This window comes from Halomonas marinisediminis (assembly GCF_004347715.1).
GTDB lineage: Bacteria > Pseudomonadota > Gammaproteobacteria > Pseudomonadales > Halomonadaceae > Halomonas > Halomonas icarae.
The window spans coordinates 1-26,218 of sequence record NZ_SLTR01000019.1; the positions used below are offsets into that span (position 1 = coordinate 1).

The window sequence follows — 26,218 nt, forward strand, 5'->3', positions numbered from 1 at the left end:
TCGGGCTCGGGCTCGGGCTCGGGCTCGGGCTCGGGCTCGGGCTCGGGCTCGGGCTCGGGCTCGGGTACAGGCTGCTGCCTGACGGGGTCAGGGGCAATGCTCCCCGAGGCGGTGGCCGTGTCCTCGCCCGACGTCTCTGTCACCTCGGCAGGCGACGATTCGACGGTGTGTGACTCGGGCCGAGCCTGCGTCTCGGCGACGCGCCCTTCTTCGATGGCGTGCTCTTCGTCGATGGGGCGCTCACCCTGGTCGGAGCTCTCCCCCTGGCCGGAGCCCTCCTCCTCTTCGGAGGGCGAAGCGACCTCGTCCTGGAGCTCCTGCTCCTCCCGGATCGCTTCTTGCTCCTGCTTCTTCTTGCGCTTGAAAAAACCGAACATGGACAGCATCAGCCTCGCGGATGAACGAATCGTCACATCCTACCACTGCCCACCATGACTGTGGACAAGTCGCCGGTTACAATCCCGTCATGACTCGACGCTCCCCACGCCCACGCCGCTCAGGCAAACCCAAGACCGCCGGCCGCCGAAGCTCCGACCGACGCCATGCGGGCCGCCTGCGCATCATCGGCGGCGACTTCCGCCGCCGGCTGCTGCCGGTACTCGACAGCCCCGGCCTGCGCCCCACGCCAGACCGAGTGCGCGAGACGCTGTTCAACTGGCTTGCCGCCACCCTGCCCGGCGCCCGGGTGCTTGACCTCTTCGCGGGCACCGGCTCCCTCGGCCTGGAAGCGCTCTCGCGCGGCGCCCGCGAGACCATCTTCGTGGAGCGCGACGCCCGGGTGGCCGACCAGCTGGGCAGGAACCTCGACACCCTGGGGGCCGCATCACGGGGGCGCGTCATCAACGCCGATGTCTCCCGCTTCCTGAGCGATGCGCCCTCCCCGGCCACTCTGGTCTTTCTCGACCCCCCCTTCCGCCAGGGACTGGCCGAGCCGTGCTGCGCCGCGCTGGAATCGGGCTGGCTGACCGACGAGGCCTTCATCTATCTGGAAACCGAAGCGGGGCTCGACCCGCAGGTGCCTCCCAGTTGGCGGCTACACCGAGAGGTTCACGCCGGCGACAGCCATGGTCGACTCTATCGACGCGACGCGACCGCCCTGTCGCCGGCCGACGACGCTTGCTGAGCCAGGGGCTCGGCGTTACGCTGCGGGACTGGAACGCCCGCTGCGGGCACCGGCTCGGCCACAAGGACCACCCGGAACGACACCTCAGGAGAACAGGATGAGCATTGAACTCTTCAACCGGCTCGAACAGAAGGTCACCAGCGCCGTGGAGGCCCTGGAACTGCTGAAGATGGAAGCCGAAGAGCTGCGCGAGGAAAACAGCCGCCTGAAGCAGGAGCGCGAGGAGTGGGAGAGCCGTCTGACCGCCGTGCTCGGCAAGCTGGACGAGCTGGATACCAGCAGCCAGAGCTGAGCCACCACCGCGCCGGTCTCACGCCAGCGCCAGTGACATCAGCAACGCATTTTCCCTGACCGCCCCGGCCTGCCGGGGCGGATAGTATCCGCGGCGAACGCCATCCTCGGCGAAGCCTGCCGCGCGATAGAGCGCGATGGCCGAGACATTGCCAGCCCGCACCTCCAGCAACAGGCGCTCGCTGCCCCAGACTCGGGCCTGCTCGACCACCTCCGACAGGAGCCGACGAGCCACTCCTCGCCCACGCCAGCGCGCATCTACCAGAATCGCCTGCAGCTCGGCCTCGAAGGGCTGCCGCTCCAGCGCGGCATACCCCACCACGACATCATCGACCACCTGGCCCACCACCCACATCGTCGACGAGCGCAGGGTTGCCGCCAGCTGGCTCGTCGAGCCGGCGGTTGCCCACCCATGGGCGGCTTCCAGGGCCGTCAGCGATTCCAGCGCGGCCTCGTCCAGGAGCGTCAGCACCGACCGGTCGCCAGACACCTCACTGCTCACTCGAAGCCCCACCCTGCGTCTCGCGCCATGCCTCGCCCAGGGCCAGCAGCCGGGGCAGCAGTGCGCGCTTGGCCTCGGCGCCATTGGCGAGCTCGGCCAGCGAAGGCCCCTGCCAGGCAGGCAGCCCGAACAGCGGACAGTGCTCTCCCTCGAGCGACAGCACTCGCTCCAGCACCTCGTCCCGGCCGAACACCAGCAACCGCTCAGGTTCCCAGCCGCGCCTGCTGGCCCCGGCGACAAAGGCCTTCAGCCCCTCCCGGGCCTCCACCAGTGGCTCCTGCACCGGAAGCCCCTCCTGAAGTGGCCAGCGAAAGTCCTGAAACACCGGGGGCGGCGACTCGATACCTGCGGCGCGCAGGATATTGGCGAGCAACATCAGCTGAGGACGCCCCGGTGCCTGGTCGCCCGGCAGCACCAGCAGCCAGCGCCCCTCCAGGCAGGCCACCTGAAAGGCGAAGCGCAGGGCTTCCCGGGGCGCCTCGTCGGCCATCGCGCGCGACGGTTCGGCCTCGGCACTTACCTCCTCAGGAGGCGCCATATCGCCCAGCAAGGCCGCTCGCGCCTTGCCAGGACGCGGTACGCGCTCGGTGCGCTCCTGAGCTGGGCTCTCGGCCGGCGGGGCCGCCGGTTGCTCCCGCGCCTCATCCAGCAGCGCCTGCAGGCGCTGACCATGCCCGACCTCGGGAGGCCGCTCGGGCAGCTCCCACTCACAGGCCGGCGTGGGATGCGCATTGGGCAGCGCATAGCGCGCCACCCAGGCGGTCAGACCCATCGCCTCCAGATACTGGAGGCGCTGCGGCTCGCTGGTCACCGGCCGCCGCCCCGGCAGTCCGGCGAGTCGGGACGCGCCTGGCCGCTGGCCTGCCACTCCTGGGGCGTATAGAGGTGCAGTGCCAGGGCATGCACCGGCCCGGCCAGCTCATCGGCCAACAGCGCGTAGAGCTGCTGATGGCGCTTGACCGGCATCAGACCCTCGAAGCGCTCGCTGACCAGCGTCACCTTGAAGTGGGTTTCGGAGTTGGGCGGCACGGCGTGCCGATGGCTCTCGTTCTCCACCTGCAGAAAGGCGGGCTCGAGGGCCTGGAGCTTCTCTTCGATGTTTGACTGGATGCTCATGGCGGCTTCCCAAAATGGTGAAGTGAAACACCCATTGTACTCGCTATAGGCAAGGCGAACGATGCACCGCGACCCGGCGACGCTATCCACGCCGGGCGGCTGCGGCAAGCGGAATTCGCAGCAGGCTGAACAACAGGGCGGCCAGGGTCGTCAGGGCACCGAGCCATAGCGTGGCCTGCACCGCCACGCCGGCGGCCAGGAAGGCGCCGACCAGGGCCACCCCCAGCGACTGCCCCACGGTACGCGACGTGCTCATGGCCCCGGACGCATTGGCGCTGCGCGACAGCGGTACGCTACCGATCAGCTCGCGGTTGTTGGGCGGCTGAAAGAGCCCGAAGCCCATACCGCACAGCGCCATGGGCCACAGCACCTCGATCACCCCGGCCTCGGCATCGAGCCAGGCCAGGGCAGACAGCCCCCCCATCAGCAGCAGCAGGCCCAGCGACGCCAACAGGGAGGGGTTCACCCGGTCGGCCAGCCGGCCCGCCAGCGGCCCCACCAGCATGATCGCCAGCGGCCAGGGGGTGAAGAGCCAGGCGGTCTCGAGGGGAGAGAACCCCATCTGCTGCTGGAACAGGAAGGAGAGCGCCACGAAGGCGAGCCCCTGCCCGATGAAGGCACTCCCCTGAGCGGCCAGCGCCAGGCTGAAGCGCCGCTCGGCAAAGATCACCAGCGGCAGCAACGGGTGAGTGGCGCGTCGCTGGCGACGCACGAACAGCAGAGCCGCCACCAGACTGGTGCCCAGCCAGGCCGCCAGGGCCCAGGCCGCCATGCCATGGCCGAGGCCATCCATGGCGACGAAGAGGCCGCCGAGCATGGTGATCGAGAGCAGCGCCCCCTGCCAGTCGAAGCCACCGGGGCGCGCCGCTTCACGCGGCAGTGCCCTCCAGGCCAGCACCACCGCTACCGCACCAAGCGGCAGGTGCAGCGCAAACAGCCATGGCCAGTCGGCCACCGAGAGCAGGGCTCCACCGATCGCCGGGCCGGCAGCATAGCCCCCCGCCACGACCATGGCCGAGAGTCCCAGGGCGCTCCCCAGCAGCCGCGTCGGAAAGACCTGGCGATAGATCGAAGGGCCGATGGAGAGTGTCGCCGCTGCGCCAAGTCCCTGCAGGGCACGAAAGATCAGCAGGCTTTCGAGGGTGGTCGAGAGGGCGCTGCCCAGCGCCGCCAGGGTGAATACCGCCACCCCCGCCACATAGAGCCGGCGTCGGCTCAGCAGCTCGCTCAGGGCGGCGAAAACCAGCAGGAAGGCGGCCGAGCTGACCTGGAAGAGGTTGGTGACCCATACCACCCGCGACGCCGACACCTCGAGGCCGGTGGCGATGGAGGGCAGCGCGATATTGACCATGGTGGTATCCACCACCGCCATCAGGGTACCGAGGATCAGCGCCAGCACCGCCAGGCGTCGCTCGGGCCCCGGCAGGCCATCATCATCGGGGCGCGTCTCGAACAGTCGGCTCATTCCATGTTCCGCCTCAGGGTCCGTTAACGAAGAAACCGGCCGAAGCCGGTTTCTCTCGCGAATCTCCGATCAGGCGTCAGTCCTGGTCGGTCTCCAACAGCAGGCTATCGTCGATCTCGGAGATCTCGAGCGCCGCCTCATCATCCAGGTCGATGGCGAGGTAGCTGTGCTCGAGCTGCAGGAAGCGCTGAAACAGCGGCCAGTCGAGGACCTCGGGCCACTGCCGCTGATCCTCTTCCCAGGCGCGAAGCTCGGTCTCGAGGATCTCGAGGTAGCGCTCACGCACGAAGCCCTGCAGGGCCTCCGGGGTATCCATCTCCGGGATCAGGTAGATGGTGCTCTCGTGTTCGACGTCGGCCAGCGTCAGATCCTCGTTGCCGAGGGTGGGCTCGAGCCCATTGATCCAATCCACGAAGTGCTGGGTCGGGCGGACGCTCAGGGCAGAGCGGTTGAGCAGTTTCATGGCGGTCTCCTCGACGTCGAAACGCTGACCATTATGGGCGCTACCCACGGCGTTTACCAATGCTTCCCGAACCGCTCCTCTACTCGACTTCTGGCCTCATGGCAGGGAACAGCAGCACATCGCGGATCGAGGCGCTATCGGTCAGCAGCATCACCAGACGGTCGATGCCGATGCCCTCGCCGGCGGTGGGCGGCAGACCATATTCGAGAGCCCGCACATAATCGGCGTCGAAGTACATCGCCTCGTCGTCGCCGGCCTCCTTCTCGGCCACCTGCTCGCGGAAACGCTCGGCCTGATCCTCGGCGTCGTTGAGCTCGGAGAAGCCGTTGGCGATCTCGCGCCCCCCGACGAAGAACTCGAAACGTTCGGTGACGAAGGGGTTGGCATCCTTGCGCCGCGCCAGAGGACTCACCTCGGTGGGATACTCGGTGATAAAGGTGGGCTGCTGCAGACGATGCTCCACGGTCTTCTCGAAGATCTCGATCTGGATCTTGCCCAGCCCCCAGCCATCCTTGACGTCGATATCCAGGCGTTCGGCGATCTGACGCGCCGCGGCCTCGTCGGCCAGCGAATCGGCGTGGATATCGGGGTTGTACTCGAGAATTGCGTCGAACACGCTCAGGCGACGCAGCGGCTGGCCGAAATCGTACTCGAAGGTTTCCAGCACCTCGCCATCACGATTGCGCACGGTGTTGACCACGGTGGTGCTGCCCAGCACCTCCTGGGTCAGGGTACGCAACATCTCCTCGGTCAGATCCATCAGGTCATGGTAATCCGCATAGGCCTGATAGAACTCGATCATGGTGAACTCGGGGTTGTGGCGCGTGGAGAGCCCCTCGTTACGGAAGTTGCGGTTGATCTCGAAGACCTTCTCGAAGCCCCCCACCACCAGGCGCTTGAGGTAGAGCTCCGGCGCAATGCGCAGGTACATGTCCTGGTCCAGCGCATTGTGGTGGGTCACGAAGGGGCGTGCCGTGGCACCACCAGGGATCGCCTGCAGCATGGGGGTCTCCACCTCCATGAAGCCGCGCGCCTCGAAGAAGCGACGCATGGCACTGATGACCCCGGCACGGGTCTCGAACACCTGACGCGAGTCGGGGTTCATGATCAGGTCCACATAGCGCTGACGATAACGCGCCTCCATATCGGTGAGGCCGTGGAACTTGTCGGGCAGCGGCCGCAGGCTCTTGGTGAGCAGCACCGCCTCTTCCATCATCACATAGAGGTCACCCTTGCCCGACTTGTGCACCGGGCCACGCCCGGCGACGATATCGCCGATGTCCCAGCCCTTGATCTCCTCGAGCAGCTCGGCCGGCAGTCCCTTCTTGTCGACGTAGAGCTGAATCTGGCCGCTGACATCCTGAATAACGATAAAGGGACCACGCTTGCGCATGATACGGCCGGCCACACTGGCCTGGTGGCCCAGCGCCTCGAGCTCGGCCTTGTCCTTGTCACCCAGTGCCGCCTCGAGTTCGGCGGCCTGGCTGTCACGACGGAAATGGTTGGGGAAGGCGCTCTCGCCCTGGGCGGCGGCCCGCTCGCGGCGTGCCGCCAGCTTGGCGCGGCGCTCGGCGATCAAGCGGTTCTCTTCGTTCTGCGGGCTTTCCGCTGAGGGACTCTCGTTGGCCATATCGCTACCTGTTGGAAATCTCGAATACGAAAGCTGAGACGCATCTAGAGCCGTGCAAGCGACGCCGATACAAGCCGCCCCTCTGCGGAGAGCGGCATCGACTCGGGCCGATGGACATCTCGAGCAGAGGGGCGGGGGCGCGTCGGCGAGCGCAGCAGGCTATAGACCCTGTTTGAGGCTGGCGACGATAAACTGATCCAGATCGCCGTCCAGCACCTTGTCGCAGTTGCTGGTCTGTACACCGGTACGCAGGTCCTTGATGCGCTGATCATCCAGCACATAGGAGCGGATCTGGCTGCCCCAGCCGATATCGGACTTGGAGTCCTCGGCTTCCTGCTTGGCAGCGTTGCGCTTCTCCATCTCATGCTCCCACAGCCTCGCCTTGAGTTGTTTCATGGCGAAGTCGCGGTTGGCATGCTGGCTACGCTGGCTCTGACAGGCCACCACGATACCGGTGGGCTCATGGGTGATACGCACCGCCGAGTCGGTGGTGTTGACGTGCTGACCGCCGGCGCCGCTGGAGCGGTAGGTGTCGACGCGCAGGTCCGAGGGATTGATATCGACCTCGAAGCTGTCATCGATCTCCGGGGAGAGGAACACCGACGCGAACGACGTATGGCGGCGACCGCCGGAGTCGAAGGGGCTCTTGCGGACCAGGCGGTGCACGCCGGTCTCGGTGCGCAGCCAGCCGAAGGCATGATCACCCTGAATATGCAGGGTGGCCGACTTGATGCCCGCCACATCGCCGGCGGAGAGCTCGGTAATATCGGCCTTGAAGCCATGATGTTCGGCCCAGCGCAGGTACATGCGCAGCAGGATGTTCGCCCAGTCCTGGGCCTCGGTCCCGCCGGAACCGGCCTGGATATCGAGATAGGCGTTGTTCTCGTCCATCTCGCCGGAGAACATCCGCCGAAACTCGAGCTTCTCGAGGCTGGCATGGAAGTCCTGGAGCTCCTTCTCCACCTCGGCGACGGTGGCCTCGTCATCCTCCATCTCGGCCAGCTCCAGCAGGTCGCGACTATCGCCCAGCCCCTGGTCCAGCTCGTCGATGGTGGCCACGATGGTCTCGAGGGAAGCGCGCTCCTTGCCCAGCTTCTGGGCATAGTCCGGATCGTTCCAGACATTGGGGTCTTCCAGCTCGCGGGTAACTTCCTCTAGCCGATCCTTCTTTTCGGCATAGTCAAAGATACCCCCTCAGGACGTCTGTCCGCTCAGACAGGTCCTTGATGAGGTTGTGAATCGGATTGGTTTCCAGCATGGGGCGTCTCGCCTGAATTCGGGTGGACGTACGGCCGTCGCGGGCGGGCAGGAGTGCGGCCCGCGGCGGCACGGAAAAGACGGCCATTGTAGCGAAAGCCGCGGCGCGTCGCACCCATCCGCCCCGCTCGCACGACCCAGACGCGAAGACCCCGGCCAGGGCCGGGGTCTCTGTCCTGCGCCTGGCAGACTCTCGCTTAGAAGCGGTAGGTCAGCTGAGCGCCAAAGCCATGGGCTTCGTTCTTGTAGTCGGCGGCGTACGTGGCACCCCCAACCGGCACACCACCGGTTGCTGGACTTGCCAGGTGGTCAGCACGGGTCTGCTCAATACGAGTGGTGTGCTCGGTCAAGTAGGAGTAGGCGAAGTCGATGGTCAAGGCGTCGGTCGGCGTCCAGCCGGCTCCCAGCGAGAAGATGCGACGATCATCGGAGGGAATACGCACGCTGCGATGCCGGTCGTTGCTCGGGGTATCATCCAGCGTCAGGCCGGCACGCAGCACCCACTGCGGATTCAGCTGATACTCGCCACCCACCGCGAAGGCCCAGGCATTGCTGTAGTTCTGTGTCTCATCGGTAATTGTCGGGATGGTATCACCGGTGACACGAATCTCCTGGAACTTGCTCCAGCGCGACCAGGAGGCGCCGAACATCAACTTAAGACGGTCGGTCATCTGCTGAGTGACGGAGAAGTTGACGGTTTCGGGAGTGGTGAGATCGAGAGAGGCGTTGTCAGACCTGACGATATTGCCCATCGGGTCGATCGCCTTGAAGTCGCCCTCAAGCTCATACTCGACTTCGGAGCGATAGGTCAGTCCCAGGGTGGTCTCCGGCACCGGCCGATAGATGACACCCAGGTTATATCCCCAGGCCTCGTCGTCACCGTCGACACGTGCATCGACATCGCCCGCAGGATCATAGCTTTGAACACTGGGGATCTGACGGCGCAGCTCGCCTTCCACCTGGTTGTAGGTGATGCCGGCGCCGATCGACCACTGCTCATTGAAACGATAGGAGACCGTCGGCTGCGCGCTGACTACCGTGACCTCGGTGTAGTTGCCGAAGTAGCGCCCCTGGAAGTCATCCTCGTAGTCGGTCTTGGAGCCGAAGGGCGCGTAGACCCCGAAACCAAAGGCCAGCCTGTCATTGACCGGATGGGCATAGAAGGCGAAGGGCACCGCCTTGTTGCCGACCATATCGCCCTCATTACCGCCCGGTATGGATCCTGCCGGCACCTGAGTGCCATTCGGCATGCCACCCATGGCAACGCCAGAATCGACGTTACGTGTGGCGGTGACATTGCTGATATCGTTATTGACGACCAGATAGGTGGCACCGGCAGAGAGCTGGGCGCGATCCAGAAATGACATCCCCGCTGGGTTGCCGAAGACGATGGTGGCGTCATTGACGTTGGAGCTGCGCCCGGCATGGCCATAGCCCTGGCCGCTGACGCTCTGCTCGTTAAGCTGGAAGCCACCGGCCTGGGCCTGGCTGGCGAAGGCGGCGGCCGCCACGGCAGCGGCGAGGGTCAGGCGATTGAACTTGTTCTTCATGAGATCCATCCCTTGCGGTGCGGTTGTTGCGTTACGATTGTTACGTTGGCGCCGGTATTGCCTCTCCCCGGAGGCGGGCGCGTGCCCTCCCCTTTTCGCGTATGCCAACGCTCGTTTCAACCCCAAACGACCGTTTTAATGTCGAATACACTAATACTTTGGTCGCACAGCTGTTTGATGTTGTGAACTTTCAGTGGGTTACACAACACCTCACGGGATATGCCGCAACGACGCGCGCCCTGACTCGGGACGGCTTGACCCTTGGGTAACCCAAAGGTTTTACACTGCAGGCATGCCACTCTCGAGAGACACCGTCATGAAGGTCAGTGAACTGGCGAAGGGGGCCGGGGTTACCGCCGAGACCGTGCGCCACTATGTACGTGAAGGGCTTCTGCATCCCGAGCGCCACCCCGACAACGGTTACCAGCTATTCACCCAGGCCGACCTGGAGCGACTGCGCTTTATTCAGCGCGCCCGCACCCTGGGCTTCGGTGTGGCCGAGATACGCGAGATCCTCGACCACGCCGATCACGGCGACTCTCCCTGCCCCATGGTGCGCGACCTGCTGGCCAGTCGCCTGCCACAGATCCATGCGCGCATCGCCGAGCTTCAGGCGCTGGCCGAACGCATGGAGCAGGCACTGGAGACCTGGGCCGACATGCCCGATGGCACCCCGGACGGCCACAGCCTGTGCCGGCTGATCGAGAGCTTTCCCGAACCGCTGCGGGGCGATGCAAAGCGTCGCGCCGACGAGCACGCCCCAAAGGAGGAGCCATGAACGCCACCCTCGAACGCCAGATCCCCGGCATGAGCTGCCAGGGCTGCGTCAAGCGCATGCGCGAGGCGATTCAGGCCAAGGACCCGGACGCCGAGGTGGTCGGTGTGCCGGCGGAGAAACGCCTCACCGCGACCACCCGACTGGATGGCCAGACACTGGACCGTGTGTTGAGCGAAGCCGGCTATCCGGCGGAGGGGGCAGCGACATCCGGCGAAGAAGAGGCCCCTACCAGGCAAGCCGATGCTCCTGGCGGCGAGGCACCGGCCGAACCGGACGCTGGCAGCGGCGAGCGCGCAACCACTCGACGGCTCGCCATCGGCGGCATGACCTGCGCCAGCTGCGTGAAGAGCGTACAGCAGGTGCTGGAGCGCACCCCGGGCGTGGTCTCGGCCACCGTCAACTTCGGCACCCATACCGCCCAGGTACAGGGCAGCGCTACCGAGGAGGCGATGGTCCAGGCCGTGGAGTCAGTGGGCTATAGCGCCGCCCCCATCCACGACCTTCGCCAGGCCGAGGAGGCCAGAGCCCAGCGCAACCAGCGTGAGTATCGTCGCCTGCTGCGAGGCAGCGTCTGGTCACTGGCACTGGCCATCCCGCTGATGATCAGCATGTTCGTCTTCCACCCTCAGCCGGAGGGCGCAGGCCGACTCTTCTGGATGCTGATCGGCGGGCTGACGCTGGCGGTCATGGCCCTCCCCGGCCGCCACTTCTTCGTCAACGCCTGGAAGAACTTTCGACACCACCAGGCCAATATGGACACCCTGATCGCCATGGGAACCGGTACCGCCTGGGCCTACTCCATGGCGGTGGTGGCCTTCGCTCCCTGGCTGCCAGAGATGGCCCGCGGCATCTATTTCGAGGCCTCCTCGATGATCATCGGCCTGGTGCTGCTGGGTAACGCCCTGGAGCTGCGCGCCCGAGGACGTACCAGCGACGCACTGAAGCGCCTGCTCGACCTGCAGAGCCGCACCGCACGCGTGATCCGTGACGGCGAGGAGCGTGAGGTCGAGATCGATGAGGTGCGCGAAGGTGACCATATCCGCGTGCGCCCCGGCGAGCGCCTGCCGGTGGATGGCGAGGTGATCGAGGGCCAGAGCCATATCGACGAGTCGATGCTCACCGGCGAGCCCCTTCCGGTCAGCAAGGCGCAGGACGATGAGGTAAGCGCCGGTACCGTCAACGGCAAGGGTTCGCTGGTCTATCGCGCCACCCGCGTCGGCGCCGACACTCGCCTGGGACGCATCACCGAGCAGGTGGCCAGCGCCCAGAACTCGCGCCCCCCCATCGGCCAGCTGGCCGACAGAATATCGAGCATCTTCGTGCCTTCGGTGATGATCATCGCCGTGCTTACCGCCCTGGTCTGGTACAACGTCGGCGCCGAGCCGCGGATATTGCATATGCTGGTGACCGCCACCACGGTGCTGATCATCGCCTGCCCCTGCGCCCTGGGCCTGGCCACGCCGATCTCCACCATGATCGGTGTGGGCAAGGCCGCCGAGCACGGCGTACTGGTCAGAAGCGGTGACGCCCTGCAGACGGCCAGCCGCCTCACCACCCTGGTGGTGGACAAGACCGGCACCCTCACCGAGGGCAAGCCGCGGGTCACCGAGACCCATTTTTTCTCAGACGCGGGCCTCGCTGGCGACGACGCGAAGCAACTCGGCCTGGTAGCGGCCCTGGAGCGTGGTTCGGAGCACCCCCTGGCCGCGGCTCTGCTGGCCTATTCTGAGGAACGGGCCGAGGAGGCCGTTGCCGAACCCGCCGAGATCAAGAACTTCGAAAGTGTCACCGGGGGCGGGGTCAAGGCCGACACCCTAGACGGCAGGGCACTGCTGCTGGGCAATGCTCGACTGCTGGAGGAGGCCGGTATCGACCTCGGCAAGGCACGTCACAGCGCCGAGGAGCTGGAGAGGAAAGCACGCACCGTGGTCTACCTGGCGGTGGACGGCAGCCTCACGGCGCTATTCGGCATCAGCGACCCGCTACGCCACGACACCGTCGAGGCGGTCAAGCGCCTGCAGGACGACGGCCTAAAGGTGGTGATGCTGACCGGCGACAACAGGCACACCGCCGCCGCCATTGCGGCGGAGGTCGGGATCGATGACTTCCGCGCCGGCCTGCTGCCCGAGGACAAGCACGCCGAGATCGAGCGCCTGCAGGGTAAAGGCGAGGTGGTCGGCATGGTCGGCGACGGCATCAACGACGCCCCGGCCCTGGCCCAGGCCGATGTCGGCTTCGCCATCGGCCAGGGCACCGATGTGGCCATCGAGAGCGCCGGCATCACCCTGGTACGCGGCTCGCTGCATGGCGTGGCCGCCGCCATCGAGATCAGCCGCGCGACGCTTGCCAATATCAAGCAGAACCTGGTGGGCGCCTTCGGCTACAACACCCTGGGCATCCCCATCGCCGCCGGGGTGCTCTACCCCATCACCGGCACCCTGCTGTCGCCGATGATCGCCGGGGCGGCGATGTCGCTCTCCTCGATCACCGTGGTCAGCAACGCCAACCGGCTGCGGCTGTTCAGCCCCTCCGGCGAGTCCGGGGGCGGCGAAGAGAACAGCAGCCAGCACAAGGAGACTACGTCATGAGCTGGATCGTCAACCTGGCAGGACTCGCCCTGATCGGCCTGATCGCCTGGTGGTTCTGGGGCAGCGGCTGAGCCGCTGCCGTCTCAGCTGACCCCCATATAGCGCCCCGGCTTGTGGTTCAGCGCGATGATCAGGTTGAGCGCCACCGCCCCGAGTACCGACAGCCCCACCCGGTCGGCCGGCAGCAGCGCCAGGCCGACCAGCATGATGACCCCGTCGATCGCCAGCTGCACATAGCCGGCACGCAGCCCATAGCGATCCTGGAGATAGAGCACCAGGATATTGACCCCGCCGAGGCTGGCGCGGTGGCGAAACAAGATCAGCATGCCGATGCCGATCAGGCAGCCGCCCATCAGCGCTCCATAGAAGGGTGCCAGCGAATCGATGCTGATCCAGCGGCCGGTAAGCTCGGAAAACAGCGACACCAGCCCGATGGCGGCGAAGGTACGCAATGTGAACGACCAGCCCATGCGCTTGATGGCCAGCCAGTAGAACGGCAGATTGATCAGGAAGAACCAGACGCCGAAGGACCAGCCGGTAGCGTACTGCAGCAGGAAGGCCATGCCAGCGGTGCTGCCGGTGAGCAGCGTGGCCTGGGTGTAGAAGGCCACCCCGAGGGCCACGAACAACGTACCGAGCAGCAGTGCCAGGGCGTCCTCATAGGGACGATGCGGGGATGAGGGGGATACCTGGGGCTCCATCGCGACTCTCTGGGTCAGGAAAGGGGACGCGACGCAGTGTATCGAAGCGCCGCCCCCGGCGCCTGCCTGGATTCGATGTCTCAGCCCTGCTCGGCGTGTTCGATCATCAGCTGCAGGTTCTCGCGACCCCGCCAGCGATTGCGGTTGAGCTTGTAGGCACAGCGCAGCCGATCACCCACGCCGAAGGCCGGCACCTCGCCAGGCGTCAGTGCCCGGAACCAGATCGCCCGATGGGTTACCGCCCCCAGTGATAGCTCCAGCATCAGGTGAGTGCCGTCGGCACCCACCGGGCGCAGGCGCTCGACGACAAACTCGCCCTGAAACAGCGGCGGATCGAACTCACGACCGAAGGGCCCTACCGCCTGCAGCTCCTCGAGGGTCGCGAGGCTCAGCTGCTCGGGGGCCAGGTCACCATCGGTCAGGATCCTGGGATAGAGCTCGGCCTCGCCCAGCTGTTCGGCAACCGCCGTTAGAAATGCGGCCTTGAAGGCATCGAGCCGCTCGGCGGGCACGCCGACGCCGGCAGCCCCACGATGACCTCCGAAACGCGGCAACGCCTCGGGGGCAAGCTCGAAGGTGCGCTGCAGGGCATCGCGCAGATGCAGCCCCTCGATGGAGCGCCCCGAACCGGTCAGCATGCCGGGGGCGGCCGCCAGCGTAAGCACCAGCGCCGGGCGGCCGTAGGCCTGCACCAGCCTGGAGGCGACGATGCCCTGCACCCCCGCATGCCCATCCTCCAGAAAGACCACGACGGCCGGCTCGTTGGCGCTCAGCGCCGGCATCGCCAGCGCTCGCGCCTCCTCGGTCATGTCGGCCTCGATCGCCTTGCGAGACTGGTTATCCTGATCCAGCGTGTCCAGGTGCCGCGCCGCCGAGACATCATCCGCCGCCAGCATGAAGTGCAACGCGGCATAAGGGTCATCGAGGCGCGAACGAGCGTTGATCCGCGGCCCCATCTGGAACCCCAGGGTCTCGGCGTCGAAGGGCACGCTATCGGCGCCCAGCCGCTGCGCCATGGCTCGCCAGCAGGCCGCCTCCATGCGGTTGATCAACGCCAGACCGTGGGTTACCACCGCGCGGTTGGCGGGGCTGCCCCCCAGGGAGACACAGTCCGCCACGGTGCCCAGCGCCACATAGGAGAGCCAGGGCGAGAGCTTGGGCGTCGCCTGGGCCAGCACCCCCCACTCGATCAACACGCTGCGGGTCAGCGACATGACCAGCCAGGCCACCATGCAGCCGGCGATGGTCGGGTCGGGGTAGTCGCAGTCGTCGCGAGTCGGGTTGACCACGGCATGCGCCGAGGGCGGTGGCCCCTCCACCGGCAGCGCGTGGTGGTCGCTGACCACCACGTCGATGCCCTGGGCCGCCAGGCGTGCGATACGCGGCTCGTCGCTGCTGCCACAGTCGGCGGTAATCACCAGGCTGGGCCGCGGCTTGAGGGCCAGGGCTCGCTCCACCAGCGGCAGACTGATGCCGTAGCCGTCATGGATACGATGACCAATCAGGCTGTGCAGCTTCGCCTCCGGCACGCCGAACAGCTCGTGCAGGGTGCGCCGAATCACCACATGGGAGGTGATGCCGTCGACATCGTAGTCGGTCAGGATGCCGATATGCTCGCCGTCGACCACCGCCTGAGCGATGCGCTCGGCGGCACGCCGGCCATCGGCCAGCTTCTCGGGGTGGGCCAAATGTCGCAGGCTGGGCGAGACCAGCGGATCAAGCTCCCCCCGATAGCCCGGCAGACGCCCGGCCAGCACCCGAGCCTGAAGCTCGCTGAGCCCTTCTCGCTGGGCGCGAGCATAGAGCGCGGCATCCCGGGGCCGCGGCAGGATGCGCGGCCTCAGGCGCTCGTTCAGATCGTTGGGGTCGCGTATGGCGTTCAAGCCAGGCTCCTGCGGGTTATCGCGGACGGTTGAGTAGAGGTAACAGCTCGCTCGGGGCTGATCCGGCGACAGGCCTGTTCGGGGGCGCTGTGAATACCTCCCTGTACGCTACTTTTTCCTTCCCTGGAAAAAGACCCCCTCCAGACCTGTCCCCGGCGCCCCTCGCTACTTACGCTTCCGACTTCCGGCTTCCGACCTCAGCGGCGATTCTCGGCGACGAACCGTTGCACCGCAGAAAGCTCCGCCGGCAACACCGTGTAGCGCTCCTCACGCTCCAGCAGGTCGTCCATATGCGGCGGCAGCGGTACCCCCGGGAAACCGGCCTTGACCACCGCCTCGGCGAACTTGGCCGGGTGCGCGGTGGCCAGGGTGATCATCGGTACGCTCTCGTCACCCCGTTCGCGCTCGGCGGCGCGGTAGCCGGTGGCGGTGTGCGGGTCGAGGATCTCCTGGGTGCGATGGTGCGCCTCGCGGATCACCTCCAGAATGGTGCTGTCATCGACGCTGTGGCTGGCGAAGCGCTTACGCAGGCGCGATAGCGGTGCCTCGGCCAGGGCCGTGGGCTCGGCCTGGAAGCGCTCAAGCAGGGCATCCACGGCCTTGCCGTCGCGATCATACGCCTCGAACAGCAGGCGCTCGAAGTTCGAGGAGACCACGATATCCATGGAGGGCGCGAGCGTGGCCACCAGCTCCTTCTTCGAGAAGTCGTTGGCGGCCAGGGTGCGGTGCAGGATGTCGTTGGCGTTGGTCGCGATCACGAAGCGCTCGACCGGCAGGCCCATGCGATAGGCCATGTAGCCGGCGAAGACATTGCCGAAGTTGGCCGATGGCACACAGAAGCTCACCTTGCGCTGGGGCGCTCCCAGGGCCACGGCGGAGGCCACGTAGTAGACGATCTGGGCCATGATGCGCGCCCAGTTGATGGAGTTCACCGCCACCAGCCGGGTACCGTTCAGGAAGTCCTGGTCGGCGAAGCTCGCCTTGACCATCGCCTGGGCGTCGTCGAAGTTGCCCTCGATGGCGACGTTGAAGACGTTGTCCGCCAGCACCGTGGTCATCTGGCGACGCTGCACCTCCGAGACCCGATTGTGCGGATGGAGGATAAAGATATCGAGGTTGTCGCAGTGGCGGCAGCCCTCGATGGCCGCCGAGCCGGTATCGCCAGAGGTCGCCCCCATGATCACCGCCCGCTCGCCACGCTTCTTGAGGAAGTGGTCGAGGATGCGACCCAGCAGCTGCAGGGCGACATCCTTGAAGGCCAGGGTCGGGCCGTGGAACAGCTCGAGCAGAAAGTGGTTGGCGTCGAGCTGATTGAGCGGCACCACGGCATCGTGACTGAAGGTGGCATACGCCTCCTTCACGATCCCGCGGAAGGTCTCGTCATCGATCTCGCCGTTGACGAAGGGCTTCATCACCCGGAAGGCGATCTCGGCATAGGAGAGACCGGCCATGGCCGCCAGCTCATCCTGCGAAAGCTCGGGCACATGCTCGGGCACGTAGAGGCCACCATCACTGGCCATGCCGGTAAGCACGACCTCCTCGAAGGAGAGTGCGGGCGCCTGCCCGCGGGTACTGATATAGCGCATGGGTTATTCCTGCTCGTCCAGGGATTCGACGCGAATCCGGGTCACCGGTCCGGCGACATCGGACATGGACTCGATCTGGCGAATCGCCTCGTTCATGCTCTTCTCGGGGGTGCGGTGAGTCAGCAGAATGATCGGCACCAGTTCACCCTCGGTGGCCTCCTTCTGGATCAGCGCCTCGATGGAGATGCCCTGCTCGGAGAGAATGGTCGCCACCCGCGCCAGTACGCCGGGGCGATCCACCGCCAGCAGCCGCAGGTAGTAGGCGGTGGTGATCTCCTCCATGGGCATGATCGGCAGCTGACTGACGTCCTCGCTGATGCCGCTGAAGGCCAGGTAGGGCACCCGGTAGTGGTGATCGGTGGCGATATCACGGGCCACATCGAGCAGGTCGGCCACCACCGCGGAGGCGGTGGGCTCGGCCCCGGCGCCGGCGCCGTAGTAGAGGGTCGGCCCCACGGCATCGCCCATCACGGCGATGGCATTCTTGACGCCATGCACGTTGGCCAGCAGGCGCTCCTTGGGGATCAGCGTGGGGTGCACACGCAGCTCCAGGCCCTGCTCGGTCCGCTTGGAGATCCCCAGGTGCTTGATCACGTAGCCCAGGTTGTCGGCCTGCTCCACATCCTCGGCGGTGACCCGGGAGATGCCCTCGGTATAGGCCTTCTCGAACTGCAGCGGTACCCCATAGGCGATGGAGGCGAGGATGGTCAGCTTGTGCGCGGCGTCGATGCCCTCGACATCGAAGGTCGGATCGGCTTCCGCATAGCCGAGCGCCTGGGCCTCGGCGAGAACATCCTCGAAGGCCCGCCCATCGTCGCGCATATGGGTCAGGATATAGTTGCCGGTACCGTTGATGATCCCCGCCACCCACTCGATGCGATTGGCGCCAAGCCCCTCACGCAGCGACTTGATCACCGGGATGCCGCCGGCCACCGCGGCCTCGAAGGCCACGATCACGCCCTTCTCGTGAGCGGCCGCGAAGATCTCGTTGCCATGCACCGCGATCAGCGCCTTGTTGGCGGTGACCACGTGCTTGCCATTCTCGATGGCGGCAAGCACCAGCTCACGCGCCACGTCATAGCCACCGATCAGCTCCACCACCACGTCGACGTTGGGGTTGCTGGCCACTTCGAAGATATCGGCGGTCGTGTCGATGCCGGTGAGGTCACACTCGGGGTTGGGGGTGCGATAGGCGACCTGCTCGATGGCAATCGGTCGCCCGGCCCGCCGGGTAATATCGTCGGCGTTGCGAGTCAGCACGTTGAAGGTTCCGCCACCGACGGTCCCCAGCCCACAGATTCCTACTCTCACCGGTTTCAATGTATTACTCCTGCTCGTGTGTCCGAGTTCGTTATATAGCGTGTCGTGTCCAGATGGCTCGGCGGCCCGCCACCGGGGCGGGCCAGGGCGCTCGGCCACCATCGCCTGGCCTGCAGGCGTGCGGACAGAGCGGGATGCCCTACTCGTCGAGCCCCAGCATAGCGGCCAGACGCTCGGCGGGCACATAGCCCGGTACCAGGCGGCCGTCAGGCAGCACAATGGCCGGCGTCCCCTGAACGCCAAGCTCGAGTCCCAGATGATACTGTGACTCGACCGGATTGTCGCAGTCCGCGGCGGTCGAAAGCGAATCCCCCCGCTTGGCGGCACTCATCGCCTCGGCGGGGTTGTCGGCACACCACACCTGCTGCATGGTACGCGCGCCCTGGCCGCTCATGCCGCTACGCGGGAAGGCCAGGTAGTGCACATCGATCCCCAGCTCGTTGAGCCGCGGCACCTCTTCGTGAAGCTGCTGGCAGTAGGGGCAGGTGGTATCGGTGAACACCATCACACTGGCGCGGCTCTGGGCTCCGCGGAAGATCACCCGTTCGGATTCCGGTACCTGGCTCAGACGCTCGGCACGCTCGGCGTTGCGACTCTGCTCGCTCAGGTTCACCAGCCCCTGCTCGCCATTGCGGTAGAGGTCGCCCACCAGAAAGTGCTCGCCTTGCGCGTCGCTGTAGAAGCGCTCGCCGGTCTCCAGGCGCACCTCGAAGAGCCCCTCCATCGGCGCCTCGCGAACGCTGCGCACCGGCATCGCCTGGCCACTGACCGAAAGCCGCTCGGCAAGACGCTCGGCCTCACCCTGCTGGGCCAAGGCTTGCGTCGAGAGCAGCATGGCCATAGGCGCGGCGGACAGCCCGAGAAGAAGGAGCCGGGAAAGGGTCGTCATGATTCATCCTCGTGGGTGGTGATCGGCATGCAGGCGCTCCAGGCGCGCCTGGGCCACATGGGTATAGATCTGGGTAGTGGAAAGGTCACTATGACCTAGCAGCAACTGTACGACACGCAGATTGGCACCATGATTCAACAAGTGGGTAGCGAATGCATGGCGCAGGGTATGGGGCGACAGCGAGCGCTCGATGCCGGCCACCCTGGCGTGATGCTTGATCCGGTACCAGAAGGCCTGTCGGGTCAGCGGGCGGTCGTCACGCCCCGGAAAGAGCGCAGGCCGCATGACATCATGCATCAAGGCACCACGCGCGGTGCGCAGATAGCGCGTGACCCAGTGAACGGCTTCCTCGCCCAGAGGCACCAGGCGGTCCTTGTCACCCTTGCCGCGCACCCTGACCACTCCCTGGCGCAGATTCACGGCATCGGTGGTCAGTCCCACCAGCTCAGAGACGCGTAGTCCCGTGCCATAAAGCACCTCCAGCATGGTGCGGTCACGAAGCCCCAGATCCGTCGTCACATCCGGTGCCGCAATCAACCGCTCCACCTCGGCCTCCTCCAGGGTCTCGGGCAGGCTGGGTTGCACCCGGGGCAACCTGACCTCGGCCAGCGGGTCACGCTCGATGCGCCCCGTCTCCAGCGCCCAACGATAGAAGCGACGCAGACTGGAGAGCAGGCGCGCATTGCTGCGCAGCCGATAGCCGGCCGCACGCCGCGCATCGAGCCAGGCCGGCAGGCTCCTGGCATCTGGCGAGAGCAACCCCTCGCCAAGCCCGGCAAGGTGCGCCGCCCAGGCAGTCAGGTCGCGGCGGTAGGCAGCCAGCGTATGCTCGCTGACCCCCTGCTCCAGCCACAGGGCATCGAGAAAGGTATCGATCACGGCTGTCTCGTCGGCCCCACTCATGAGATTCTCCGGCTGGCATGCCATATAAAAGGAAACCCCGCCCCGCGAGAGCGGTGACGGGGTTTGTCGATCGAGCCGGGGCAATGCCCCGACCCGAAGACTCGGAGGCCTTGGCCTCAGGCCAGCTTTTCCTTGATGCGTGCAGACTTGCCGCTGCGCTCACGGAGGTAGTAGAGCTTGGCCTTGCGCACGTCACCGCGACGCTTGACGCTGATGGAGTCGACCAGCGGGCTGTAGGTCTGGAAGGTACGCTCGACACCCACACCGTGAGAGATCTTGCGCACGGTGAAGGCGGAGTTCAGGCCGCGGTTACGCTTGCCGATCACCACGCCTTCGAAGGCCTGGAGACGCTCACGGCTGCCTTCCTTGACCTTGACCTGGACGATAATGGTGTCGCCGGGGGCAAAGGTCGGGATCTCCTTGCTCATCTGCTCGGCTTCGAGCGCCTGGATCACCTTGTTCTTGCTGCTCATGACAATGACTCCTTGATAACGTTGACTCATCGATCGCCTGGGTTGCCGATGAATCGTGATCCCGGCGCTCGAATGTTCTCGAGAGCGCGGGAGATAATGGGTGACGCGGGGCAGTGAGTTCGTGAGTTCGATCGCTCAGCGCTCCCGCACCTCCGCCTGCCCTATCTGGCGGGCAAAGCGTGCTCCTCGAGGAACTCCTGCAACAGCTTGCGTTGCTCCTTGTTCAACTCCCTGCCCTCGAGCAGGTCGGGGCGTCGCTGCCAGGTACGCCCAAGAGACTGCTTCAGCCGCCAGCGCCGAATGGCACCGTGATTGCCGCTGAGCAGGACTTCCGGCACCCGACGCCCGTCGATCACCTCGGGGCGAGTGTAGTGCGGGCAGTCCAGCAGTCCTTCGTTGAAGGAGTCCTCGACCGCGGAATCCTGATGACCCAGCACTCCGGGCACCAGCCTTGCCGCGGCATCGATCAGTACCATGGCCGGCAGCTCGCCGCCGCTCAACACATAATCACCGATCGACCACTCTTCATCGATGTCGCTCTCCACCACGCGCTCATCGATGCCTTCGTAACGCCCCGCCACCACGACCAGTGGCGGCCCGGCCGCCAGCTCCCGAGCCCCGGCCTGATCGAGCCGTCGCCCCTGGGGCGACAGATAGACCACCCTGGGACGCTGCCCGGTGGCCTGCTCGGCCCTGGCTTTGGCCGCATGAATCGCCGCGCGCAGGGTATCGACCTTCATCAACATCCCTGGCCCGCCGCCATAGGGGCGATCGTCCACGGTGCGATGCCTGTCGATGGCAAAGTCGCGAGGATTCCAGACCTCCAGCGCCACATGCCCCTTCTCGACTGCTCGACCGGTAACGCCGTAGCGCGTGATCGCCTCGAACATCTCCGGAAACAGCGAGACGACCCCGACCCACATATCGGCCACCCGTTCGGGTGCCGGAGAGTCAGCCGTCATCGAATCGGATTCCTTCAAAACTCGGGATCCCAGTCGACGTGCATCACGCCATCTTCGAGATCCACCTCGAGGATCACCTCTTCGGGCAGGAACGGCAGCAGTCGCTCGCGGGCATCAATGGCGTCCGCCTCGAGACTTCCCTTCACGACCATGACATCATTGGCGCCGGTCTCGAAGAGATGGTCGATACGGCCCAGCACGCTGCCATCACGGGTCACGACCCGCAGGCCTTCCAACTCGTGCCAGTAGAAATCGTCGCCGCTGAGCTCGGGCAGCTCTGCCTTGGACAGCACGATCTCTGCGCCGGCCAGCGCTTCGGCGGCCTCGCGGGAGTCGCAGCCTTCGAGCTGGGCCACCAGACCCTTGCCGTGGCGACGCCCCTGCACCAGTCGACAACGCTTCAGCGCCTCGCCCTGACGCACCACCCACTCGGGGTAGTCGAGGATGCCCTCCATGGGGCTGGTGTACGAATACACCTTGAGCCAGCCCTTAACGCCATAGGGGCTGGTCAACTTTCCCAGCACCACATGATCGTCGGCGGGCTGAGCCTTTGCAGATTCGCTCATCGACGACCTCGGAACCGAGACAATCATCGCATCAGACCTCAGGCCTGCTTGCGAGCTTCCTTGACCAGCTCGGCAACACGGCCGGAGAGCTGGGCACCCTGGCTCTGCCAGTGGGTGACACGGTCGAGATCAACACGCAGACGCTCTTCCTGACCACGGGCAACCGGGTTGAAGAAGCCGAGACGCTCGATGAAACGGCCATCACGGGCGTTGCGGGAATCGGTAACGGTCAGGTGGTAGAAGGGACGCTTCTTGGCGCCACCACGAGCCAGACGAATGGTAACCATGGCCTATTAAGTCCTTCGGTTGATTGGGATTCGTTCACGACGATGACCGCGACACTCGCGGTCCTGTCAGTCAAGACGCAGCATTCTACGGAAAACAGTCCCGCTTGGGAACCTTTTTCGGGCTTATCGCCAGGGCTTGCCACCGGGGCCGCCCATTCCCCCCATGCCACCCATGCCGCCGGGGCCAGCGCCGCCCATCATGCCGGACATGCCACGCATCATGTTCTGCATACCACCCTTCTTGCCCGCCTTCTTCATCATCTTCTGCATCTGCTTGTGCTGCTTGAGCAGACGATTCAGATCGGGCACCTGCAGGCCGGCACCGGCGGCGATGCGCCGCTTGCGCGAGCCGTTGATGATCTCGGGCTTGCGACGCTCCTGGGGCGTCATGGAGTTGATCAGCGCCTCGAGCTTGCCCATCTCCTTCTCGGGGCCGGGCCCCTGAGCCATCTCGGCCATCTGCCCCATGCCGGGCAACTTGCCCAGCAGACCGCCCATACCGCCCATCTTCTTGAGCTGCTGGAGCTGGTCGCGGAAGTCCTCGAGATCGAAGCCCTGGCCCTTCTTGACCTTCTTGGCCAGTTTCTCGGCCTTGCCCTTGTCGACGCTGCGCTCGGCCTCCTCGATCAGCGACAATACGTCGCCCATACCGAGGATGCGCGACGCCACGCGATCCGGATGGAAGGGCTCGAGGGCGTCGACCTTCTCGCCAACGCCCATGAACTTGATCGGCTTGCCGGTGATATGACGCACCGAGAGCGCCGCACCACCACGCGCATCGCCGTCGGCCTTGGTCAGGATCACCCCGGTCAGCGGCAGCGCCTCATGGAAGGCCTTGGCGGTATTGGCGGCATCCTGGCCGGTCATGGCGTCGACGACGAACAGCGTCTCCTGAGGTGAGACCGCCTTATGCAACGCCTGGATCTCGGCCATCATCGCCTCATCGATGGCAAGGCGACCGGCGGTATCCACCAGCACCACATCGTGGAACTGGATCTTGGCATGCTTGATCGCCGCCTCGGCGATAGCGACAGGCTGCTGGTCGGAGCGCGACGGGAAGAAGTCGACCTCGACCTCCTTCGCCAGGGTCTCGAGCTGGTCGATGGCCGCCGGGCGGTAAACGTCGGCAGAGACCACCAGCACCTTCTTCTTCTCGCGCTCGCGCAGATAGCGCGCCAGCTTGGCCACCGAGGTGGTCTTGCCCGCGCCCTGCAGGCCGGCCATCAGCACCACCGCCGGCGAGCCCTTGAGGGTCAGCCCCTCGTTGGCCTCGCCCATGGTCGCTTCCAGCTCCTGCTGGACGATCTTGACGAACTGCTGACCGGGCGAGAGGCTCTTGGAAACTTCCTGACCCACGGCGCGTTCGCGCACGCGGTCGATAAAGTCCTTGACCACCGGCAGGGCGACATCCGCCTCGAGTAGCGCACGGCGCACCTCGCGCAGGGTGTCCTTTACATTGTCCTCGGTCAGGCGAGCCTGACCCTTGATCGACTTGAGCGTCTGCGACAGGCGCTCGCTGAGATTCTGAAACATTGGCCTCTCCACGTGTGCGATGGCCTGAAGGTTGGGGGCGATTATACGCGCTGTGGCCGCGAGTCTCCATGCACCACGTCCTGACCCAGACTCCAAGGCCTGTGCGCCAGCCGGGTGATTGGGTATAGTAACCGCACTGATGCCACCCTTATGCTGACCACTTTCACAAGCGCACGGATCGCAACCCATGCAGGCGCTCGCCCTGGCCGTAATGGCCTCTCTCTTCTATCTCGCCGCCGCCTCCTGGCAGGGACTGACTCTGGTTCGCCGGGTAGCGCCACAGCCGATGCTGGTACGCGGCCTGTCGCTGCTTGGCCTGCTCTGCCACCTGCCACTGGTCGTCAGCCTGTTCGGTCATGATGCTCAGGTACTGCCGGGGCTCTACACCAGCATGATCCTGATCAGTGCCATGGCGGTGGCGGTACTGCTGGGTGTCAGCCTGTTCAAGCCGGTACTGGGTGCCGCCGTCGGCGTACTGCCGATGGCAGGCCTTGCGCTGTTGCTGGCTGCCACGGTACCGGCACCACCCCCGGCCGAGGCACTCTCTCCCGGTGTCGCCCTCCATGCCATCAGCTCCCTGTTGGGATTCGCGGTGCTGGCCATCGCCGCCGTGCAGGCCATCCTGCTCGGTCTGCAGAACCGCGCCCTGCGCCACCACCACATCCGCGGAATTGTCCAGGCCCTGCCCCCGCTCACCTCCATGGAGCGGTTGTTGTTTGAGTTGATCTGGGCAGGCATGGCACTGCTGACCCTGGCGATCCTCAGCGGCTTCGTGTTCCTCGACAACATGTTTGCCCAGCACCTGGCTCACAAGACGATCCTCTCGTTGGCTGCCTGGGTGATCTTCGCCATCCTGCTGTTCAGCCACCACCGCCTGGGCTGGCGCGGCATGCGTGCCGTGCGTTGGACCCTTGGCGGCTGCGCCGTTCTGGTAGCGGCTTACTTTGGTAGCCTCTTCGTTCTGGAAGTGCTGCTCAACCGCGGCTGAGCGGCCCTTCTGATACCTTGACACCGCGCGCCCACCTCCCGTCAAATCGAGCCTGACCCGCGACCGAGGACTCTTCGACTTGAGCGACGACTTCCCATTGGGATTGCTGTTCGGCCTGCTGTTCCTGCTTGTCTGCCTGTCTGCCTTCTTCTCGAGCTCCGAGACCGGCATGATGTCGATCAACCGCTACCGCCTCAGCCACCGGGTCAGCAGTGGGGAGGCACGGGCCCAACGTGTCGCCAGACTACTGGCTCGCCCCGACCGGCTGATCGGCGTGATCCTGATCGGCAACAACTTCGTCAACAACCTGGCGGCCTCCATCGCCACCATCATCGCCATTCATTTTCTTGGCGACGTTACCGGCCCGGCCGTCGCCACCGCCGCATTGACCATCACCATCCTGATTTTCGCCGAGGTCACCCCCAAGACTTATGCAGCGGTGAAGCCGGAGCGCATCGCCTTCCCTGCTTCGCTGGTGCTCGAGCCACTGCTCAAGCTGCTCTACCCGCTGGTGTGGCTGGTCAATGTGATCTCCAATGGTCTGCTGCGGCTGATCGGCGTGCGCAGCATCGATGGGGATGGCGACAATCTGACCCGCGATGAACTGCGCACCGTGGTTCACGAGGCGGGCACCCTTATCCCTCACCGCCACCAGGCGATGCTGCTCTCCATCCTCGATCTCGAGAACGTCACCGTGAACGACATCATGGTGCCGCGCCACGAGGTGATCGGCATCAACCTGGACGATGATCTCGACGAGATCCTCACCCAGATCCGCACCAGCCAGCACACCCGGCTGCCGGTCTACAAGGGCGACATCAACAACATCATCGGCCTGCTGCACCTGCGCAATGCGGCACGCTTCCTATCCCGCGGCGAAGTGACCAAGGCCGCCATCGTCCAGGAGGCTCGTGAGCCCTACTTCATCCCCGAGTCCAATCCGCTGCACACCCAGCTGCTCCACTTTCAGCAGCAGAAGCGGCGTATCGGCATCGTGGTGGACGAGTATGGCGATGTGGAGGGCCTGGTGACCCTGGAGGATATCCTCGAGGAGATCGTCGGCGAGTTCACCACCGGGGTAGCAGGCATGCAGGAGGATATCCGGCACCAGGAGGACGGCAGCGTGGTGATAGAGGGCACCGCCAATATCCGCGACATCAACAAGTCGCTGGGCTGGCAACTGCCTACCGACGGCCCCAAGACGCTCAATGGCTTGATCCTCGAACACCTTGAGGGGTTTCCGGAGGGCCCGACCTCGCTACAGGTGGGCGACGTGCGCATGGAGATCCAGGCGGTGCGTGACAACCTGATCACCGCGGCACGCTGCTGGCTGGCCCCGCGGTGAGCGCGACGCCAGGCACATG

At 65.5% G+C, this 26,218-nt stretch carries 25 protein-coding genes and 1 pseudogene; 6 read left to right on the plus strand and 20 right to left on the minus strand.

The window, feature by feature from the left end:
* Positions 1-386 (minus strand): annotated as a pseudogene (locus tag E0702_RS12925) (signal recognition particle-docking protein FtsY); the annotation flags it as partial.
* An 80-nt stretch (positions 387-466) separates the two neighbouring features.
* Between E0702_RS12925 and rsmD the strand changes: the two are divergent.
* Complete coding sequence (rsmD, locus tag E0702_RS12930; protein WP_132044497.1) at positions 467-1,123, plus strand: 16S rRNA (guanine(966)-N(2))-methyltransferase RsmD; 657 nt, start codon at positions 467-469, stop codon at positions 1,121-1,123.
* Positions 1,124-1,220: 97 nt separating this feature from the next.
* Entirely contained in the window at positions 1,221-1,415 is a 195-nt protein-coding gene (locus E0702_RS12935; RefSeq protein WP_132044500.1) for a cell division protein ZapB, read from the plus strand.
* A gap of 18 nt (positions 1,416-1,433) precedes the next feature.
* Here E0702_RS12935 and E0702_RS12940 read toward each other — a convergent pair whose 3' ends face one another.
* The 8 genes from E0702_RS12940 to E0702_RS12975 form a co-directional block, all read right to left on the minus strand.
* Positions 1,434-1,886, minus strand: a complete 453-nt coding sequence (locus tag E0702_RS12940; RefSeq protein WP_240721744.1) for a GNAT family N-acetyltransferase — start codon at positions 1,884-1,886, stop codon at positions 1,434-1,436.
* Positions 1,887-1,905: 19 nt separating this feature from the next.
* Positions 1,906-2,727: a hypothetical protein gene (locus E0702_RS12945; protein ID WP_132044504.1), complete on the minus strand. Its 822-nt coding sequence runs from the start codon at positions 2,725-2,727 to the stop codon at positions 1,906-1,908.
* Entirely contained in the window at positions 2,724-3,032 is a 309-nt protein-coding gene (locus tag E0702_RS12950) for a BolA family protein (protein WP_132044506.1), read from the minus strand. Before E0702_RS12950 ends, E0702_RS12945 begins: the two co-directional genes overlap by 4 nt.
* A gap of 82 nt (positions 3,033-3,114) precedes the next feature.
* Positions 3,115-4,497: an MFS transporter gene (locus E0702_RS12955; RefSeq protein WP_132044508.1), complete on the minus strand. Its 1,383-nt coding sequence runs from the start codon at positions 4,495-4,497 to the stop codon at positions 3,115-3,117.
* A 76-nt stretch (positions 4,498-4,573) separates the two neighbouring features.
* Positions 4,574-4,960 (minus strand): hypothetical protein, encoded by a 387-nt coding sequence (locus E0702_RS12960; RefSeq protein ID WP_132044510.1) that lies wholly within the window; start codon positions 4,958-4,960, stop codon positions 4,574-4,576.
* A 79-nt stretch (positions 4,961-5,039) separates the two neighbouring features.
* A complete protein-coding gene (lysS, locus tag E0702_RS12965; RefSeq protein WP_132044512.1) occupies positions 5,040-6,590 on the minus strand; it encodes a lysine--tRNA ligase in 1,551 nt (516 codons plus the stop codon).
* A 159-nt stretch (positions 6,591-6,749) separates the two neighbouring features.
* A protein-coding gene (gene prfB, locus E0702_RS12970) for a peptide chain release factor 2 (RefSeq protein WP_132044514.1) occupies positions 6,750-7,848 on the minus strand; the annotation gives its coding sequence in 2 pieces (ribosomal slippage) (positions 6,750-7,772 and positions 7,774-7,848; 1,098 coding nt in all).
* Between the two features lie 196 nt (positions 7,849-8,044).
* Positions 8,045-9,397, minus strand: coding sequence for an OmpP1/FadL family transporter (locus E0702_RS12975; protein ID WP_132044516.1), 1,353 nt, complete (start codon positions 9,395-9,397; stop codon positions 8,045-8,047).
* Between the two features lie 316 nt (positions 9,398-9,713).
* On the opposite strand from E0702_RS12975, the gene E0702_RS12980 reads away from it, so the two are divergent.
* Both E0702_RS12980 and E0702_RS12985 read left to right on the plus strand, forming a co-directional pair.
* Positions 9,714-10,175, plus strand: coding sequence for a MerR family transcriptional regulator (locus E0702_RS12980; RefSeq protein ID WP_132044518.1), 462 nt, complete (start codon positions 9,714-9,716; stop codon positions 10,173-10,175).
* Complete coding sequence (locus E0702_RS12985; protein WP_132044520.1) at positions 10,172-12,763, plus strand: heavy metal translocating P-type ATPase; 2,592 nt, start codon at positions 10,172-10,174, stop codon at positions 12,761-12,763. Before E0702_RS12980 ends, E0702_RS12985 begins: the two co-directional genes overlap by 4 nt.
* An 83-nt stretch (positions 12,764-12,846) precedes the next feature.
* Here the strand turns inward: E0702_RS12985 and E0702_RS12990 are convergent, their stop codons facing one another.
* From E0702_RS12990 to ffh, 11 genes are all read right to left on the minus strand, one after another.
* On the minus strand, positions 12,847-13,464 hold the full coding sequence (locus tag E0702_RS12990; protein WP_132044522.1) for a YitT family protein: 618 nt from the start codon (positions 13,462-13,464) through the stop codon (positions 12,847-12,849).
* A gap of 80 nt (positions 13,465-13,544) precedes the next feature.
* Positions 13,545-15,338, minus strand: coding sequence for a single-stranded-DNA-specific exonuclease RecJ (locus E0702_RS12995; protein ID WP_439952334.1), 1,794 nt, complete (start codon positions 15,336-15,338; stop codon positions 13,545-13,547).
* 206 nt (positions 15,339-15,544) lie between these two features.
* Positions 15,545-16,933: a threonine synthase gene (gene thrC / locus E0702_RS13000; protein WP_132044526.1), complete on the minus strand. Its 1,389-nt coding sequence runs from the start codon at positions 16,931-16,933 to the stop codon at positions 15,545-15,547.
* Between the two features lie 3 nt (positions 16,934-16,936).
* On the minus strand, positions 16,937-18,253 hold the full coding sequence (locus E0702_RS13005; protein WP_132044528.1) for a homoserine dehydrogenase: 1,317 nt from the start codon (positions 18,251-18,253) through the stop codon (positions 16,937-16,939).
* 139 nt (positions 18,254-18,392) lie between these two features.
* Positions 18,393-19,142, minus strand: coding sequence for a DsbC family protein (locus tag E0702_RS13010; RefSeq protein WP_240721745.1), 750 nt, complete (start codon positions 19,140-19,142; stop codon positions 18,393-18,395).
* Between the two features lie 3 nt (positions 19,143-19,145).
* Positions 19,146-20,045 (minus strand): site-specific tyrosine recombinase XerD, encoded by a 900-nt coding sequence (xerD, locus tag E0702_RS13015; RefSeq protein ID WP_132044530.1) that lies wholly within the window; start codon positions 20,043-20,045, stop codon positions 19,146-19,148.
* Between the two features lie 116 nt (positions 20,046-20,161).
* The gene (gene rplS / locus E0702_RS13020) at positions 20,162-20,518 is read right to left on the minus strand and encodes a 50S ribosomal protein L19 (protein WP_132044532.1); all 357 of its coding nucleotides are present in this window, start codon (positions 20,516-20,518) and stop codon (positions 20,162-20,164) included.
* 161 nt (positions 20,519-20,679) lie between these two features.
* Positions 20,680-21,441, minus strand: a complete 762-nt coding sequence (trmD, locus tag E0702_RS13025) for a tRNA (guanosine(37)-N1)-methyltransferase TrmD (RefSeq protein ID WP_132044619.1) — start codon at positions 21,439-21,441, stop codon at positions 20,680-20,682.
* Between the two features lie 53 nt (positions 21,442-21,494).
* Positions 21,495-22,046 (minus strand): ribosome maturation factor RimM, encoded by a 552-nt coding sequence (gene rimM, locus E0702_RS13030; RefSeq protein WP_132044534.1) that lies wholly within the window; start codon positions 22,044-22,046, stop codon positions 21,495-21,497.
* Between the two features lie 38 nt (positions 22,047-22,084).
* Entirely contained in the window at positions 22,085-22,333 is a 249-nt protein-coding gene (gene rpsP, locus E0702_RS13035) for a 30S ribosomal protein S16 (RefSeq protein WP_132044536.1), read from the minus strand.
* 123 nt (positions 22,334-22,456) lie between these two features.
* On the minus strand, positions 22,457-23,866 hold the full coding sequence (gene ffh / locus E0702_RS13040; protein ID WP_132044538.1) for a signal recognition particle protein: 1,410 nt from the start codon (positions 23,864-23,866) through the stop codon (positions 22,457-22,459).
* A 187-nt stretch (positions 23,867-24,053) separates the two neighbouring features.
* Here ffh and E0702_RS13045 point away from each other — a divergent pair, with 187 nt between their 5' ends.
* Together E0702_RS13045 and E0702_RS13050 are read left to right on the plus strand one after the other, a co-directional pair.
* On the plus strand, positions 24,054-24,854 hold the full coding sequence (locus E0702_RS13045) for a cytochrome C assembly family protein (RefSeq protein ID WP_132044540.1): 801 nt from the start codon (positions 24,054-24,056) through the stop codon (positions 24,852-24,854).
* Positions 24,855-24,933: 79 nt separating this feature from the next.
* Positions 24,934-26,199 carry an HlyC/CorC family transporter gene (locus E0702_RS13050; protein ID WP_132044541.1) on the plus strand — a complete coding sequence of 422 codons (1,266 nt, stop codon included), beginning with the start codon at positions 24,934-24,936 and terminating at the stop codon, positions 26,197-26,199.
* Positions 26,200-26,218 lie beyond the last annotated feature (19 nt).

Bases quoted from the DNA above. Each gene is read 5' to 3' on its own strand.
- E0702_RS12955 (WP_132044508.1), bottom strand. From the start codon at position 4,497: ATGAGCCGACTGTTCGAGACGCGCCCCGATGATGATGGCCTGCCGGGG.
- E0702_RS12985 (WP_132044520.1), top strand. From the start codon at position 10,172: ATGAACGCCACCCTCGAACGCCAGATCCCCGGCATGAGCTGCCAGGGC.
- rsmD (WP_132044497.1), top strand. From the start codon at position 467: ATGACTCGACGCTCCCCACGCCCACGCCGCTCAGGCAAACCCAAGACC.
- E0702_RS12935 (WP_132044500.1), top strand. From the start codon at position 1,221: ATGAGCATTGAACTCTTCAACCGGCTCGAACAGAAGGTCACCAGCGCC.
- E0702_RS12950 (WP_132044506.1), bottom strand. From the start codon at position 3,032: ATGAGCATCCAGTCAAACATCGAAGAGAAGCTCCAGGCCCTCGAGCCC.
- E0702_RS13010 (WP_240721745.1), bottom strand. From the start codon at position 19,142: ATGACGACCCTTTCCCGGCTCCTTCTTCTCGGGCTGTCCGCCGCGCCT.
- trmD (WP_132044619.1), bottom strand. From the start codon at position 21,441: ATGTGGGTCGGGGTCGTCTCGCTGTTTCCGGAGATGTTCGAGGCGATC.
- rpsP (WP_132044536.1), bottom strand. From the start codon at position 22,333: ATGGTTACCATTCGTCTGGCTCGTGGTGGCGCCAAGAAGCGTCCCTTC.
- rimM (WP_132044534.1), bottom strand. From the start codon at position 22,046: ATGAGCGAATCTGCAAAGGCTCAGCCCGCCGACGATCATGTGGTGCTG.
- lysS (WP_132044512.1), bottom strand. From the start codon at position 6,590: ATGGCCAACGAGAGTCCCTCAGCGGAAAGCCCGCAGAACGAAGAGAAC.
- E0702_RS12960 (WP_132044510.1), bottom strand. From the start codon at position 4,960: ATGAAACTGCTCAACCGCTCTGCCCTGAGCGTCCGCCCGACCCAGCAC.
- ffh (WP_132044538.1), bottom strand. From the start codon at position 23,866: ATGTTTCAGAATCTCAGCGAGCGCCTGTCGCAGACGCTCAAGTCGATC.
- E0702_RS12980 (WP_132044518.1), top strand. From the start codon at position 9,714: ATGAAGGTCAGTGAACTGGCGAAGGGGGCCGGGGTTACCGCCGAGACC.
- E0702_RS12990 (WP_132044522.1), bottom strand. From the start codon at position 13,464: ATGGAGCCCCAGGTATCCCCCTCATCCCCGCATCGTCCCTATGAGGAC.
- E0702_RS13045 (WP_132044540.1), top strand. From the start codon at position 24,054: ATGCAGGCGCTCGCCCTGGCCGTAATGGCCTCTCTCTTCTATCTCGCC.
- xerD (WP_132044530.1), bottom strand. From the start codon at position 20,045: ATGAGTGGGGCCGACGAGACAGCCGTGATCGATACCTTTCTCGATGCC.
- E0702_RS12975 (WP_132044516.1), bottom strand. From the start codon at position 9,397: ATGAAGAACAAGTTCAATCGCCTGACCCTCGCCGCTGCCGTGGCGGCC.
- rplS (WP_132044532.1), bottom strand. From the start codon at position 20,518: ATGAGCAGCAAGAACAAGGTGATCCAGGCGCTCGAAGCCGAGCAGATG.
- thrC (WP_132044526.1), bottom strand. From the start codon at position 16,933: ATGCGCTATATCAGTACCCGCGGGCAGGCGCCCGCACTCTCCTTCGAG.